Origin of the sequence: Salipiger pentaromativorans (genome assembly GCF_024721115.1) — a bacterium.
Taxonomy (GTDB): domain Bacteria; phylum Pseudomonadota; class Alphaproteobacteria; order Rhodobacterales; family Rhodobacteraceae; genus Salipiger; species Salipiger pentaromativorans.
The window spans coordinates 479,877-495,027 of record NZ_JAMDHK010000001.1 but is presented as its reverse complement, the minus strand read 5'-3'; the positions used below and the strand labels follow the sequence as shown (position 1 = coordinate 495,027).

Sequence of the window (15,151 nt, the reverse complement as noted above, 5' to 3'; positions counted from 1 at the left end):
GATGCAATGACCTCAGAGGCCGTTCAGAGAGGCACAGAGTGGCTGGGACATGCCGGGCTGCGCCCGACGCGACAGCGCGTCGCGCTTGCCGCATTGCTGGTGGGCGACGGCAACAACCGTCACGTCACCGCCGAAAGCCTGTTCGCCGCCGCCAAGGACCAGGGCGAAAGCGTGTCGCTGGCCACCGTCTACAACACCCTGCGCGCCTTCTGCGACGCCGGGCTGATGCAGGAAGTGACGGTCGACGGCACCCGCAGCTATTTCGACACCAACACCCACGAGCATCCGCATTTCTTCTGGGAAGAGGATGGCCATCTCACCGATGCGCCCGCCGATCAGATGGTGATCTCGCGTCTGCCCGACGCGCCCGAAGGGGCCGAGATCGCGGCGGTCGATGTGGTGATCCGCCTGCGCAAGCGGAGCTGACCGGTCGCAGAGCGGGGTTCCCGAAAGGTCCATTGTCGTATGTGCCGATCCGCCGCCGCGCGCGGAGAAGGATCTGTGCGGGCGTGGCACACGGCGATCTTCCGGTCGCATGGAGCGAGGCCGAGCGGCGCGCGGAGAGGGGCTGTCGCGGATGTCCGGACCGTGATCCGGAGGACCGGCGCATCCGGGTCTTTGCGTCAGCCGCGCAGATCGCGCGTATAGAAAAGATCGGTCTCTGGCCCGTCCGGGCCGATCACGGTGTTCGGCATCCGGCCCTGTCGCGCAAAGCCGTGGCGCTCGTAGAAGCGGATCGCGCGGGGATTCTTCTCGGCGACGCAGAGCTCGAGCTGCCAGACCCCGAGCGGCGTGACATGCGCCACGATTCCCTGCATCAGCGCGTCCGCCGCGCCCTGACCTTGCAGCGCGGGACGGATATAGAACCCGCCGATCTCGCAGCGGTGGGCGGCGCGGGCAAAGGGCAGGCGGCGCAACCCGGCCATGCCGGTCAGCGCGGCGCCGTCGAACAGCCCCAGCGTCATGCCGGCGGCCAGCATCCCGGTCACTGTCTCCAGCGTCATCGCGCGGACCTCTTCGGTGCCGGCGAGAAAGGCGGCGGGATAGGTCTCGACCGCCTCGATCCGCAGCGTTTTCCAGGCGCCGGCATCCGGCGCGCCAAGCGGCCGGACGGTCAGAACCATTGTCCGGGCTCCATCAGTCCGAGGTCGAGCAATTGCCGCGAATGCCATTCGAACCGGGCCGAGTTGTGCCAGTGGAAGCTGGGGATCTCGAAGGTGCTGCCCGGGTTGCGTTTCAACGCCTTCGCGGTGCGGAACGACGCCAGCGCCGCCGTCAGGTTGCTGTGCCAGGGGCAGGCATAGGTGTTGTATTCCTCGTCGTCGAAGGTGTGATCCTCGCGCAGATGCAAGCCGGGCTTGGCGCGGAAGATCGCAATCCGGTCGATCTTGCGGCGCTCGGTCGGGATATGCTCTTCGTAGCGCCAGCGCAGCCCGCCGAAGAAATCCAGCTGCCGCTCCTTGGGGTGGTTGTGGTTCGCGGGATCGTTGCGCGCCAGCGCGTAATAGCCCGACCGGTCGAGCCAGGCCTCGTCCAGCGAGACCGCATCGGGGTTGCGGTCGAGGTCGCGCGCATAGAGGTCGATCACATAGGTCAGCATCGCATCGCGCCGCTCTTCGGCGTGAAAGGCCAGCATTTCCGAGATCGAGCGCGTTTCGCAGAACGGGTAGAACAGATATTCCGCGTTGTAGCAGTAGAACATCCACAACCCGGGGCCCGCCGCGCCGACCGCGTTCACCGCGCGCGGCACCGCCCCTTCGCTGTTCAGGTCATAGTCGATGCGGTGGATGCGCTCGCGCACGTCCGGAGCGACAGCAAAATGCGCGGGCATGAAGGCGAGGGTGGATTTGAACCCCAACTGCATGTGATGGCGCAGGGTGGTGTCGATCTCGGTCTCGTCCTCGCAAAAGACCATCGCCACGGGGCCCTTGCCAAGCGCGGGGTTCGCCTCTTTCAGAAACGCGTCGAGTCCGGAATACTGCATGGCCCGCCTTTGGTGCTGTCGGGTGCAGATTCGGTGAAAAATCCGGGCATTGCAAGGCGCCCGTCCGGCGGAGACGGGGGCGAAACCGGCGCTGGCCGTGGCGCGCGGCGCGGCGCCTCCGGGCCTTGCCGGCGCCTTGCCCTTTTCACGCGGGCGGTTTTGCGCTATCCGCCCGCCCTTGAACCGCGCGACCGGGAGTCTCTCTATGACCCAGCCCAAGAAGCTCTTCATCAAGACCTATGGCTGCCAGATGAACGTCTACGACAGCGAGCGCATGGCCGAAGCCATGGGCGGGCAGGGCTATGTCCAGACCGACCGGCCGGAAGACGCGGACATGATCCTGCTCAACACCTGCCACATCCGTGAGAAGGCGGCGGAAAAGGTCTATTCCGAGCTGGGCCGCTACAAGGGGCTGAAGGCCGAGCGTCCCGATCTCAAGATCGGCGTGGCGGGCTGCGTGGCCCAGGCCGAGGGCGAAGAAATCATGCGCCGTCAGCCGCTGGTCGATCTGGTGGTCGGCCCGCAAAGCTATCACCGGCTGCCGGATCTGATGGCGCGCACCAGCAACGGTGCCAAGGCGCTCGACACGGATTTCCCCGAGGAAGACAAGTTCGAGCATCTGAAAGCCCGCCCCAAGGCCAAGCGCGGCCCCACCGCCTTTCTCACTGTGCAGGAAGGCTGCGACAAGTTCTGCGCCTTCTGCGTGGTGCCCTATACCCGCGGCGCCGAGGTCTCGCGCCCGGCGGATCGTGTGCTGGCCGAGGCGCGCGATCTGGTTGAGCGCGGGGTGCGCGAGATCACCCTGCTGGGGCAGAACGTCAACGCCTATCACGGTCACGAAAAGGGGCTCGCCGGGCTGATCCGCGAACTGGCCAAAATCGACGGGCTGGCGCGCATCCGCTTTACCACCTCGCATCCGAACGACATGGATGACGACCTGATCGCCGCCCATGGCGATTGCGACAAGCTCATGCCCTATCTGCACCTGCCGGTGCAGGCGGGCTCGGACAAGATCCTCAAGCGGATGAACCGCCAGCACACCGCCGAGCAATATCTGCGGCTGATCGAGCGGCTGCGCGCGGCGCGCCCCGATCTGCACATGTCGGGCGATTTCATCGTCGGTTTCCCGGAGGAGACCGAGGAAGATTTCCAGGCGACGCTGGATCTGATCGCGGCGGTGGAATACGGCTCGGCCTTCTCGTTCAAGTATTCCGAACGCCCCGGCACCCCCGCCGCCGAGCGCCCGCAGGTGCCCGAGGCGGAAAAGGACGACCGGCTCCAGCGGCTTCAGGCGCTGCTCACCCGCCAGCAGCGGGCCTTGCAGGATGCCATGGTGGGCCGTGAGGTGGGGGTGCTCTTCGAGAAACCGGGGCGGATGCCGGGGCAGATGGTGGGCAAATCCGATTATCTGCACGCGGTGCATGTGGCCGCCGAGGGGCTGGCCCCCGGCGATTTGCGCCGGGTCCGGATCGTCGAGAGCGGCCCCAATTCGCTCAAAGCTGTGCTGGTCTGACCAAAGCGCGGTCACAGACCCGCCGAAAAAACGGCTTCATTCCCGGTATTTGCAAGAGATCCCGGGACAATTGCGGCAATTGGGGTGGTTTGTTACGCGATTAACCACAATATCTGGTGGTTTTCGCTTCACAGACCGGATTTGTCTGTTAATGTCTTGGATTATAGTAACTTTGCGCCGCGAGCCCGATTCCGCTGGCGACGCATCTGGGGGAAACACCAAGTAAAAGGGACAGAGGCTGTGGCGAATCGCATTACCAAAGCTCTCCGCGGCGTCGTCGGCGCGGTAGCGCTGGCCACCCTCGCTGCCACTGGGGCCATCGGCCCCGCCGCTGCCGGCAGCGACGGCTTTAACGAACCGATCATTTCCACGCAGAACACGCGCACCATCCGGGGCGAGCGTTACATTCCGGGCATCTCGATCTCGCCCGATGGCTGCGAGATCTGGGTCATGGACGACGGGGTCGAGGGCTATGCCGTGTCGCGTGTCACGCCCGACGGTCGCCCGGTCTGCCGCGACATCAACGTGTGCGGCACGATCAACACCGATCAGTATTTCGCCACCGACAGCTACAAGATCTGGTCCAAGAGCCGCGGCCGGCTTGAGGATTTCTTCCGCAATTCCTCGGCCTTCGGCTACATCATCGTCGGCCACACCGACGCGCGGGCCAGCCAGGAATACAACATGCGGCTGAGCTACAACCGTGCCAATTCGGTGGCTTCGGTCGCCCGGTCGGTCGGCGCCCGGATCATCGACGTGCGCGGCTATGGCGAGGATTACCCGATCGCGACCAACCGCACCTCCGAGGGCATGGCGAAGAACCGCCGCGTCGAAATCCTGTGTGTGCGCTGAGGAGACCGATATGAAACTCGTGAAACTCGCTTTCGTTCTCGGCGCCGTGGCCACGCTTTCGGCCTGTGCCACCGATGTGCCGATCGGTCCCGACAAGAGTGTCGACCGCAACACCATCGACCGCAAGGATCTCAGCCAGATCAAATGGGGCGTCTGGGTCGATCCGGACGGCTGCGACAACTGGATCGCGGATGACGGCGTCGAGGGCTATCTGGCCCGCCGTCTCGACAAATACGGCAAACCGATCTGCTCCGGCGTCGCGCCGCCGACGGTCGCCACCGGCGACTTCAAGAACGGCTCGACCTCGGTCATCGGCGACCCGCTCTGACCCTTGGCAGAGCCAGCATCTTTCCCGGCCGCGCGGTTGCCCACCGCGCGGTCGTTTTGCATTTTGCGGCCGTCTTCGGCGCAGGCAGGGCTTGCTCTCGGACCGGTCGCTTGGCACCATGAACGTGATCTCAAGCGCAGGAGACATGCGTGAGCACAGGCACTCTCACCGAAGCCATCCTTGAATTCCCCGACAACCGTCTTCTGATCGACCTTTGCGGCGAATTCGACCGTAACCTCACCGACATCGAGACCCGCACCGGCGTGCAGATTCTCCGACGCGGCAACCAGCTCGCGATTCACGGGCCGGAAGAGGCCCAGGCAGCCGCGCGCGAGGTGCTCTCGGCGCTCTATGCGCGGCTGGAGCAGGGGCGGACCGTGGGGCGCGGCGACATCGACCGCGAATTCCGTCTGGCGCCGGAAGAGGCGGGCCCCGATGCCCAGCTCGAGATGTTCGAGGGCGGCAAGGTCGAGATCAAGACCCGCAAGAAGCTCATCGAGCCGCGCACCGACGCGCAAAAGGCCTATGTGCGCTCGCTCTATCAGAACGAGATGTGTTTCGGCATCGGGCCCGCGGGCACCGGCAAGACCTATCTCGCCGTGGCCGTCGGCGTGAACATGCTGATCACCGGAGCGGTGGACAAGATCATCCTCTGCCGTCCCGCCGTCGAGGCGGGCGAGCGGCTGGGCTTTCTGCCCGGCACGCAGGAGGAAAAGGTCGACCCCTATATGCAGCCGCTCTACGACGCGCTGAACGATTTCCTGCCGGGCAAGCAGCTTGCCAAGATGCGCGAGGAAAAGACCGTCGAGATCGCGCCACTGGCTTTCATGCGCGGGCGTACCCTGTCGAACGCCTTCGTGGTGCTGGACGAGGCGCAGAACGCCACCACCATGCAGATGAAGATGTTCCTCACCCGTCTGGGCGAGGGGAGCCGCATGGTGATCACCGGCGACCGCACCCAGATCGACCTGCCGCGCGGCGTGCCTTCGGGGCTGCAGGACGCGGAGCGGCTGCTGAAGAGCATCGAGAAGATCGGGTTCAACTATTTCACCTCCGCCGATGTGGTCCGCCACCCGCTCGTCGCCGCGATCATCGAGGCCTATGAGAAGGATGCGGAGGGGGCCTGAGACGGTCTGTTCGGTCGCCAGCTCGATCCCCGCACCTTTGGTCCGGAAGCAAGGCGCAGAGCGCCGCCGGGCCAGCGGCTGCCCGTCCCGGCGGGCGGCCGCTCTGGTGACATAGGCGCCTCGTTGAGAGGCCCTTCGGATGTGGCTGGGATAAATCGCGGAATTCCGTGCTTGCTGCGGCCCCCCTCGGGCCGTCGCTGGGCCCGGCGCCCGTGGCGCCAGCGACTGGACATTTGCGGCCCTGCGTTGCAGAGCGCAGGGCGCAGGCCCCAAAACGCCGGGCCGCCGCGCGACGCTCCCTTTGCCACGGATCCCCGAATGCTGACCGACACGATCATCGAAGACGACCGCTGGGACGAGGCCGGGCTCGAATCGCTGGCCGAAACCGCCGCATGCGCGGCGCTGACGCATCTGGCGCTCGATCCCGAGCGCTTCGAAATCGCGATCCTCGCCTGCGACGATGCCCGGATCGCCGGGCTGAACGCCGAATTCCGCGAAAAGCCCACACCCACCAATGTGCTTTCCTGGCCGTCGGAAGAGCGCAGCCCCGAGGAGCCGCCGCAAGGCGGCGAAGAGGGGCTGCCCGAAGAGCTGGGCGACATCGCCATCGCCTACGAAACCTGCATCCGCGAGGCCGAAGAGCAGGGCAAGCCCCTGGCCGATCATCTCACCCATCTGATCGTGCACGCCACGTTGCATCTTCTGGGCTACGACCATATCCGTGACGCGGATGCCACGCTCATGGAAACTCTCGAGGTCGAAATACTTGGCAAACTGGGGGTCGCGAACCCATATTCGCAGGGCTAGGGGCATGGTCCCCGTCAACGGATAGGAACAATGGGCGATAGTGACGGCTCGTCTACGGCAGCGCAAAGCGCGCAGCCGACGGCAGATTCGGATCAAGGCGAAGGTTTTTTTCGCCGTATTTTCAAGACTTTCATACCGGCGCCCGTCGAGGGCGCCCCGGTGAACGGCACATCCGTGACGACACCCCAGCCCAGCCCGCCCAGCATGATGAACCTGCGTCGCATGCGGGTCGAGGACGTGGCGATTCCCAAGGCCGACATCGTCGCGGTGCCCGACACGATCACCAAACCGGAGCTGGTGAAGGTGTTCCGCGAAAGCGGCATGACCCGGCTGCCGGTCTATTCCGGCACGCTCGACACGCCGGTGGGCATGGCGCATCTGAAGGATTTCGCGCTCAAGCACGGGTTCAACGGATCGGGCCAGCGCTTCGATCTCAAGAAGATGCTGCGCCCGCTGGTCTTCGTGCCGCCCTCGATGCCTCTGGGCGTTCTGCTCACCAAGATGCAGACCGAACGGCGGCACATGGCGCTGGTGATCGACGAATATGGCGGGGTCGACGGGCTGGTGACCATCGAGGATCTGATCGAACAGGTCATCGGCGAGATCGAGGACGAGCACGACATTGCCGAGGGGCGCAATTTCTCGCGTGAGAAATCCGGAAGCTGGCTGGCGCTCGCCAAGACCCCGCTCGAGGAATTCGAGGCCGAGACCGGGCTGGCGCTGACCGAGGATGACGAGATCGACGAGGAAGAGATCGACACGCTGGGCGGGTTGGTCTTCATGCTCGCGGGCCATGTGCCCGCGCGCGGCGAGGTGATCCCGCATCCGGCGGGCATCGACTTCGAGGTGGTCGATGCCGACCCGCGCCGCATCAAGCGGCTGCGCGTGCGTCCGCACGCCGCAGCCGGGGCCCCGTCGCCGAAACCGGCAGTGCCTGCGGCGGTTCGGTCCGAGGCGGCGCCGGAGGCCCATGGTGCCTGACAGCGCCGGTGCCGGGCCGGACCGGCTGCCGCGCTGGGCGCGGCTGCCGCTGGCCATCTTAGCCGGGGCGCTGATGGGGCTGGGGCAGGCGCCCTACGACCTGCCCTGGCTGGCCTTCCCGGGGCTGGTCGGTGCCTTTCTGCTGTTTTCCACCGCGCGCAGCCCGCTTTACGCGGTGGGGGCGGGCTGGGGCGTGGGGCTGGGCTATTTCGGCCTGGTGCTCGGCTGGGTGATCGAACCGTTCCAGGTCGATGCTGCCACCACCGGCTGGATGGCCCCCTTCGCCCTCTTCGGCCTCGCCGGCGGGCTGGCACTGTTCTGGGCGCTGGCCTTCTGGGGCGCGGTACATGCGCCGGGGCGGCGGCGGCTCTTTGCGCTGGCGGTCTGCTGGGCCGCGGCCGAGCTGGCGCGGGCCTATGTGTTCACCGGCTTCGCCTGGGCGATGCTGGGCTATCTCTGGGCACCGGTCGCGGCGATCCAGTGGGTTTCGGTGATCGGGCCGCACGGGCTCACCTTTGTGACCCTGGCCACCGCGGCGCTTGTCGCCGCCGCGCTGCGGCGCGGGCGGCGGGGGCTCTGGCCGGGGCTGGCGGGCGGCGGGCTGCTGGCGGCGCTTCTGGCGGGCGGCGCGGCGCTGGTGCCGCCGCTTCAGGATCTGGGCGGCCGCCCGGTGGTGCGGCTGATCCAGCCCAACGCGCCGCAGCATCAGAAATGGGACCGCGCCTTCGTGCCGATCTTCTTCGAGCGGCAGGTGGATTTCACTGCCGCACCCTCGCAGGACGGGCTGCCGCGTCCGGTGCTGACGGTCTGGCCAGAGACGGCGCTGCCGATGCTGCTGAACCACGCGGACGAGGCGCTGGGCATTGTCACCGACGCGGGCTTTCCGGGCAAGGTGGTGGTCGGCATCCAGCGCGAAGAGGATGGCGGCTATTTCAACTCGCTGGTGCTGGCCGAGCAGGGACCACGGGTGCTGCAGGTCTATGACAAGCACCACCTCGTGCCTTTCGGCGAATACATGCCCGCGGCAGAACTGTTCGAGCGCTGGAACATCATCGGCCTCGCGCAGCGGGCGGCGGGCGGCTACACGCCCGGCCCCGGTCCGCAGCTTCTCGATCTGGGGCCGGAGCTGGGGCAGGCGCTGCCGCTCATCTGCTACGAGGCGGTGTTTCCGCAGGATCTGCGCGGGCCGGGACGGCCCGCCCTCCTGCTGCAGATCACCAACGATGCCTGGTTCGGCACGTTTTCCGGGCCTTATCAGCATCTTGCTCAGGCACGCATCCGCGCGATCGAACAGGGGCTGCCGCTCTTGCGCGCGGCCAACACAGGGGTTTCGGCGGTGATCGACGGGGCCGGGCGGGTGCTGGACGAACTGCCGCTGGGCGAGGCGGGCTATCTCGACACCCGGCTGCCGCCGCCTCTGCCGCCGACACCCTACAGTCGGATGGGCGATCTTCCGGCCTGGGGATTGTTCCTGTTGCTGGGCCTGGCGGCATTCTGGCGCCGCCGCCGGGTTTCGCATTGACGCGCTGTTAGCAACCTCCTAGCTATGGTCCGTTACATCCCCGTCACAACGGCTTCCTGGCGTGACGGCAGGTACCCAATGGAGCGCTCATGTCCCGCCAAAACTATATCTTCACTTCGGAATCCGTCTCCGAAGGCCACCCCGACAAGGTCTGCGACCGTATTTCCGACGCCGTGCTCGACGCGCTGCTCGCCGAGGATCCGCTGGCCCGCGTCGCCTGCGAAACCTTTGCCACCACCAACCGCGTGGTGATCGGCGGCGAGATCGGGCTCACCGATCAGGACAAGCTCGCCGAGTATATGGAGGCGATCCCGGACATCGTGCGCGCCTGCATCAAGGACATCGGTTACGAGCAGGACAAGTTTCACCACGCGACCTGCGAGATCACCAACCTGCTGCACGAACAATCGGCGCATATCGCGCAGGGCGTGACCGGGCAGGGCAACCGCGACGAGGGCGCGGGCGATCAGGGCATCATGTTCGGCTATGCCACCAACGAGACGCCCGAGCTGATGCCCGCGCCGATCCTCTACGCCCATGCGGTGCTCAAGCGGCTGGCAGAGGTGCGCAAATCCGGGGTCGAGCCGCTGCTGGGCCCGGATGCGAAATCGCAGTTCTCGGTGCGCTACGAGGGCGGCAAGCCGGTCGGCGTGACCTCGGTCGTGCTGTCGCATCAGCATCTCGACCCGAGCCTCGAATCCGAGGATGTGCGCGCCATCGTGGAGCCCTATATCCGCGAGGTGCTGCCCGAGGGCTGGCTGAGCGCGGCGACCGAATGGTGGGTGAACCCCACCGGCACTTTCGTGATCGGCGGGCCCGATGGCGACGCCGGCCTCACCGGGCGCAAGATTATCGTGGACACCTATGGCGGCGCAGCGCCCCATGGCGGCGGCGCGTTTTCCGGCAAGGATCCGACCAAGGTGGACCGCTCGGCGGCCTATGCGGCGCGCTATCTCGCCAAGAACGTGGTCGCCTCGGGCATGGCCGAGCGCTGCACGGTGCAGCTTTCCTATGCCATCGGCGTGGCCAGGCCGCTGTCGATCTATGTCGATGCCCATGGCACCGGCCAGGTGGACGAGGCGGCGATCGAGGCGGCGATCCCGCAGGTGATGGATCTCACCCCGCGTGGCATCCGCACCCATCTCGATCTCAACAAGCCGATCTATGCCCGCACCGCGGCCTATGGCCATTTCGGCCGCGCGCCGGATGCCGAGGGCGGCTTCTCCTGGGAGAAGACCGATCTCGCCGAGGCGCTGAAGACCGCGGTCTGAGCGGGGCAAAACTCTTCGAAGAGTTATGCAAATTCCTCCGAAGGAATTTGCCGCCCCCGATCGAAACGACGGCAGAGGGGCGATGTCGCCAAGCTGCGGCATTGCCCCGCGCGGAGCTTGGCGCTAAACGCCCCGCCCATGACCACATCGAACAAACATCCCGATGCCCCCTGGCGCAATTTCTATGGCCGCGTGCGGGGCAAGACGCTGAACGCGGCGCAGGAAGCCTATCTCGACGAAGATCTGGCAAAGCTTTCGCCGGGGCCGGTCGATTGGGAGGTGAACCCCGAGCGCCATCCGCTGGATCCGGGCGCGCTCTTCGGCGGGCGCCCGGTCTGGCTGGAAGTGGGGTTCGGCGGCGGCGAACACATGGTGCATCAGGCCGCGACTCATCCGGATATGGGGATCATCGGCTGCGAGCCTTTCATGAACGGCGTGGCCATGCTGCTGGGCAAGATCCGTCAGGCGGGGGTGGAGAACGTGCGGGTCCATCCGGGCGATGTGCGCAACCTCTTCGACGTGTTGCCCGAGGCGAGCATCGCCAAGGCCTTTCTGCTCTACCCCGATCCCTGGCCGAAAAAGCGCCACCACAAGCGCCGTTTCGTCACGCAGGAGCATCTGGCGCCGCTGGCCCGCGTGCTGAAACCCGGCGGCGAATTCCGCGTCGCCACCGACATCCCCGACTACGTGCGCCAGACGCTGCTGGAGGTGCCGAAAGCCGGGTTCGACTGGCTGGCCGAGCGGCCCGAGGACTGGCGGGAGCCCTGGGACGACTGGCTCTCGACCCGCTACGAGCAGAAGGCGCTGCGCGAGGGACGGGTGCCGCATTATCTGACCTTTCGCAGGCTCTGAGCTTTTTTGAGTATTTGGAGAAAGATGAAGGGCAGGGGGCGGCGTTCTGCTTTCATCTTTCCGGCAAATACTCAAACGGCCTCGGGGTCCGCGCGGGCGATGGACGGGGCACGAGGCGGCTGCTATCAGGCGCGCGAGCGATAACACGAGGGGGCGTCATGTCGAGCCACGGGGAAGCCATTCCGATGATTGCGCGCCGGTCCACGGGGCTGAGCGGCGAGGCGCATGTGCCGGGGGACAAGTCGATCTCGCACCGGGCGCTGATCCTGGGCGCGCTGGCGGTGGGCGAGACCCGCGTGACCGGGCTGCTGGAGGGGCAGGACGTGCTCGACACCGCGAAGGCGATGCGCGCGTTCGGGGCCGAGGTCGAGAAACGCGGCGACACCTGGCATGTGCAGGGCGTGGGTGTGGGCGGGTTCGCCGAGCCCGATCAGGTCATCGACTGCGGCAATTCCGGCACCGGGGTGCGGCTCATCATGGGGGCGATGGCGACGACGCCGATCGCCGCCACCTTCACCGGGGATGCCAGCCTCAACAAGCGGCCCATGGCGCGGATCACCGATCCGCTGGCGCTCTTCGGGGCGCAGGCTTATGGGCGCTCCGGCGGGCGGCTGCCGATGACCATTCTCGGCGCGCGCGATCCGCTGCCGGTGCGCTACGCCACGCCGGTGCCGTCGGCGCAGGTGAAATCCGCCGTGCTGCTGGCGGGGCTCGCCGCGCCGGGCGAGACCGTGGTGATCGAGCGCGAGGCGACGCGGGACCATTCTGAGCGCATGCTGGCGGGGTTCGGCGCGACGGTGACGACCGAGGAGACCAATGAGGGCCGGGTGATCACGCTGACGGGCCAGCCCGAGCTGGCCCCGCAGGACATCGTGGTGCCGCGCGATCCGTCTTCGGCGGCCTTTCCGGTCTGCGCCGCGCTGATCTGCGAGGGCTCGGATGTGCTGGTGCCCAATATCGGGCTCAACCCGACGCGGGCGGGGCTGTTCTTTACGTTGCGGGAGATGGGCGCGGATCTGACATTCGAGAACGAACGCGAGGAGGGGGGCGAGCCGGTTGCCGATCTGCGCGCGCGGTTCTCGCCCGACCTCAAGGGCGTCGAGGTGCCGCCCCATCGCGCCGCCAGCATGATCGACGAGTATCCGGTGCTGTCGGTGGTGGCCGCCTTTGCCGAGGGCAAGACCTATATGCCCGGCGTCAAGGAGCTGCGGGTCAAGGAAAGCGACCGGATCGACGCCATGGCCGTGGGGCTGCGCGCGAACGGCGTGGCGGTCGAGGAGGGCGAGGACTGGTGGACGGTGCATGGCCGCGGCCACGGCAATGTGCCGGGCGGGGCGGAGGTGCAGAGCCATCTCGACCACCGCATCGCCATGTCCTTTCTGATCCTGGGGCTGGCCACGAAAGATCCGGTGCGGGTAGATGACGGCGGGCCCATCGCGACCTCCTTCCCGATCTTCGAGGGGCTGATGGCGGGGCTGGGGGCTGAGATCGGCCGCGTGGAATGACCCGGCTCGCCACCCTTGCGGGGGCGCTGTCCCTGGCGCTGTTCCTGATCATGGCGTGGTATTCTCATATGGTGCTGGTGCCGGCGGCGGGCGGGCTCCTGCCCTTCGATGCGCGCGCCTGGGGCTATGCGCCGGAGGCGGCGCAGTCCTATCTGCAGGCGCTGGATGGCGCCGGGCGGGCGGTTTATCTGCTTGAGATGCGCTGGCTCGACGGGGTCTTCATGCTGAGCTTTGCCCTGACGCTGGGTCTGGGGATGCTGTTCCTGGCACGGCCCCTGCCGGTCTGGGTACGGAGCGTGCTTCTGCTGCCGGTGCTGGCCTATCTGGCGGCGGACTGGGCGGAAAACGCCTCGGTCGGCGAACTGCTGCAACGCGGACCCGAAGGTTTTGTCCCTTTGCTGGCGACCTGGGCCAGCCTGTTTACCAGACTGAAATTCGCGCTCCTGTTGCTTTGTCTGCTGATCCTGGCCGGTCTCTGGCAGCGCAGCCGGCGCGAGGGTTGAAGCGGCGCGCAGGGCTCGCCATAACCCGGTCAAGACATTTGCAGCAAAGGAAGAGATGCCCATGACGTTCACCATCGCCATCGACGGGCCGGCAGCCGCGGGCAAGGGGACGATCAGCAAGGCCGTTGCCGCGCATTACGGGTTCGGGCATCTGGATACCGGGCTGCTCTATCGCGCGGTCGGCAAGCGCATGCTGGACGGGACCGAGCCGGTGGCCGCCGCCCGCGCGCTGGTGGCCGAGGATCTCGAGGTGGACGGGTTGCGCACGCCGGAGGTGGCACAGGCGGCCAGCAAGGTCGCGACGATTCCCGAGGTGCGCGCGGCGCTGGTGGATTTCCAGCGCGCCTATGCGCGGCGCGCGGGCGGCGCGGTGCTTGACGGGCGCGACATCGGCACGGTGATCTGTCCGGAGGCCGAGGCCAAGCTCTTTGTCACCGCGAGCCCCGAGGTGCGCGCGCGGCGCCGCTTCGACGAGCTTTGCGGCAAGGGCGTCGAGACGGATTACGAGACGGTGCTGGCCGAGACCCGCGAGCGCGATCACCGCGACGCAACCCGCGCCGATGCGCCGCTGCGCCCGGCGGAGGATGCGCTGCTGCTCGACACTTCCGCGCTGGACATCGCCGCGGCGGTCGCGGCGGCCATCGCCGCGGTGGATGCGCGCCGCTGAACACGCCGGAAAGGACCTGCCTCGAGCGTTGCGATCGCCCGGCCTGAGGCCGCCGTGGCGCGTGCGAGGGCAGGGGCGTCCTTGCGCGAAGGCGGGCCAGAAGAATTGGGGTGCCGGGCGGACAGCCGCTTTCCGGCGCCGGAAGACAGGACCGGGGGTTCCGAATGTCGGGCCCGTCCGGTCGGCCAGGAACGGGAGTACCGAAAGATGAAAAAGCGGATGATCGGCGGGGCAGAGGTGTCTTGCCTGGGGATTGGGGCGATGTCCTTTGCCGATTTCTACGGCGCCACCACCGAGGAAGCCTCCTTCGCGATTCTGGATCTCGCCCGTGACTGCGGCGTGACCCATATTGATACCGCGAACATCTACGGTCAGGGCCGATCCGAGAATGCCATCGGGGCGTGGCTGGCGGCCAACCCCGGGGCCCGCGACAGGGTGCATATCGCCACCAAGGCGGGGATCACCGCCGATGCGCAGGGCAACCGCTGCTTCGACAATACGCCGGAGCATATGGAAGCGCAGCTCGATGCCTCGCTGGGCCGGCTGGGCGTCGATTGCGTCGATCTGTTCTATGTCCACCGCTATCAGGCCGAGATCCCGGTGGAAGAGGTGGCGGGAACCATGGGCCGGCTGGTGGCCAAGGGCAAATGCAAGGCCATCGGCCTGTCCGAGATCGCGCCGGCGACGCTGCGCCGGGCGCAGGCGGAATATCCGGTGGCGGCGGTGCAATCGGAATATTCGCTTTCGACCCGCGCGCCGGAACTGGGGCTGATCCAGACCTGCGCCGAGTTGGGCGTGGCGCTGGTGGCGTTTTCGCCGGTGGGCCGGTCGCTGCTGACCGACGATCCGGTGTCGCGCGCGCGGATCGAGACCAACCCGTTCCTGTCGATCAATCCGCGTTTCCTGGAGCCGAACTATTCGGCGAATCTGCGGCTTCTCGAGGGCTTCCGCGCGCTGGCCGCCGAGATGGGTCTGAGCGCGGCGGGGCTGTCGGTGGCCTGGGCGCTGCACAAGGGGTCGCATGTGATCCCGATTCCGGGCACCCGCTCGGTGCCGCATTTCCGCGAGCTGGTGGCCGGCGCCGAGGCCGCGCTGTCGCCCGAGGATATGGCGCGGATCGAGACGGTGCTGCCGGTGGGCTGGTGCCATGGCGACCGCTACGCCACAGTGCAATGGGTGGGGCCGGAGAACTACTGCTGAGCGCCGACGCGCAGGGGGTTCGGAAAATCGGGGTTTCGT

General features: G+C 67.1%; 16 protein-coding genes and 1 riboswitch. Of the genes, 14 read left to right on the top strand and 2 right to left on the bottom strand.

The window, feature by feature from the left end:
• Positions 1 to 6 precede the first annotated feature (6 nt).
• Positions 7 to 426: an iron response transcriptional regulator IrrA gene (gene irrA, locus M4578_RS02330; protein WP_258091821.1), complete on the top strand. Its 420-nt coding sequence runs from the start codon at positions 7 to 9 to the stop codon at positions 424 to 426.
• Positions 427 to 623: 197 nt separating this feature from the next.
• Here irrA and M4578_RS02325 read toward each other — a convergent pair whose 3' ends face one another.
• Together M4578_RS02325 and M4578_RS02320 are read right to left on the bottom strand one after the other, a co-directional pair.
• Positions 624 to 1,124 carry a GNAT family N-acetyltransferase gene (locus tag M4578_RS02325; RefSeq protein ID WP_258091820.1) on the bottom strand — a complete coding sequence of 167 codons (501 nt, stop codon included), beginning with the start codon at positions 1,122 to 1,124 and terminating at the stop codon, positions 624 to 626.
• A complete protein-coding gene (locus M4578_RS02320; protein ID WP_258091819.1) occupies positions 1,115 to 1,984 on the bottom strand; it encodes a hypothetical protein in 870 nt (289 codons plus the stop codon). The genes M4578_RS02325 and M4578_RS02320 overlap by 10 nt, the downstream gene beginning before the upstream one ends.
• A gap of 205 nt (positions 1,985 to 2,189) precedes the next feature.
• Here M4578_RS02320 and miaB point away from each other — a divergent pair, with 205 nt between their 5' ends.
• From miaB to M4578_RS02255, 13 genes are all read left to right on the top strand, one after another.
• Positions 2,190 to 3,497, top strand: a complete 1,308-nt coding sequence (gene miaB, locus M4578_RS02315) for a tRNA (N6-isopentenyl adenosine(37)-C2)-methylthiotransferase MiaB (protein WP_258091818.1) — start codon at positions 2,190 to 2,192, stop codon at positions 3,495 to 3,497.
• Between the two features lie 240 nt (positions 3,498 to 3,737).
• Positions 3,738 to 4,349, top strand: a complete 612-nt coding sequence (locus tag M4578_RS02310; protein WP_258091817.1) for an OmpA family protein — start codon at positions 3,738 to 3,740, stop codon at positions 4,347 to 4,349.
• A gap of 10 nt (positions 4,350 to 4,359) precedes the next feature.
• Positions 4,360 to 4,677: a hypothetical protein gene (locus tag M4578_RS02305; protein ID WP_258091816.1), complete on the top strand. Its 318-nt coding sequence runs from the start codon at positions 4,360 to 4,362 to the stop codon at positions 4,675 to 4,677.
• Between the two features lie 149 nt (positions 4,678 to 4,826).
• Positions 4,827 to 5,804, top strand: a complete 978-nt coding sequence (locus M4578_RS02300; protein ID WP_258091815.1) for a PhoH family protein — start codon at positions 4,827 to 4,829, stop codon at positions 5,802 to 5,804.
• A 318-nt stretch (positions 5,805 to 6,122) separates the two neighbouring features.
• Entirely contained in the window at positions 6,123 to 6,611 is a 489-nt protein-coding gene (gene ybeY / locus M4578_RS02295) for an rRNA maturation RNase YbeY (RefSeq protein ID WP_258091814.1), read from the top strand.
• Positions 6,612 to 6,641: 30 nt separating this feature from the next.
• Complete coding sequence (locus M4578_RS02290) at positions 6,642 to 7,592, top strand: hemolysin family protein (protein ID WP_258091813.1); 951 nt, start codon at positions 6,642 to 6,644, stop codon at positions 7,590 to 7,592.
• Complete coding sequence (gene lnt / locus M4578_RS02285; protein ID WP_258091812.1) at positions 7,582 to 9,114, top strand: apolipoprotein N-acyltransferase; 1,533 nt, start codon at positions 7,582 to 7,584, stop codon at positions 9,112 to 9,114. The genes M4578_RS02290 and lnt overlap by 11 nt, the downstream gene beginning before the upstream one ends.
• 37 nt (positions 9,115 to 9,151) lie before the next feature.
• Positions 9,152 to 9,200: riboswitch (SAM-SAH riboswitch) on the top strand.
• A gap of 3 nt (positions 9,201 to 9,203) precedes the next feature.
• On the top strand, positions 9,204 to 10,385 hold the full coding sequence (metK, locus tag M4578_RS02280) for a methionine adenosyltransferase (RefSeq protein ID WP_258091811.1): 1,182 nt from the start codon (positions 9,204 to 9,206) through the stop codon (positions 10,383 to 10,385).
• A 138-nt stretch (positions 10,386 to 10,523) separates the two neighbouring features.
• Complete coding sequence (trmB, locus tag M4578_RS02275) at positions 10,524 to 11,237, top strand: tRNA (guanosine(46)-N7)-methyltransferase TrmB (protein ID WP_258091810.1); 714 nt, start codon at positions 10,524 to 10,526, stop codon at positions 11,235 to 11,237.
• A 158-nt stretch (positions 11,238 to 11,395) separates the two neighbouring features.
• A complete protein-coding gene (gene aroA / locus M4578_RS02270) occupies positions 11,396 to 12,742 on the top strand; it encodes a 3-phosphoshikimate 1-carboxyvinyltransferase (RefSeq protein WP_258091809.1) in 1,347 nt (448 codons plus the stop codon).
• Positions 12,739 to 13,245: a hypothetical protein gene (locus M4578_RS02265; RefSeq protein WP_258091808.1), complete on the top strand. Its 507-nt coding sequence runs from the start codon at positions 12,739 to 12,741 to the stop codon at positions 13,243 to 13,245. Before aroA ends, M4578_RS02265 begins: the two co-directional genes overlap by 4 nt.
• A gap of 61 nt (positions 13,246 to 13,306) precedes the next feature.
• Positions 13,307 to 13,912, top strand: a complete 606-nt coding sequence (locus M4578_RS02260; protein ID WP_258091807.1) for a (d)CMP kinase — start codon at positions 13,307 to 13,309, stop codon at positions 13,910 to 13,912.
• A gap of 207 nt (positions 13,913 to 14,119) precedes the next feature.
• A complete protein-coding gene (locus M4578_RS02255) occupies positions 14,120 to 15,112 on the top strand; it encodes an aldo/keto reductase (RefSeq protein ID WP_258091806.1) in 993 nt (330 codons plus the stop codon).
• Positions 15,113 to 15,151 lie beyond the last annotated feature (39 nt).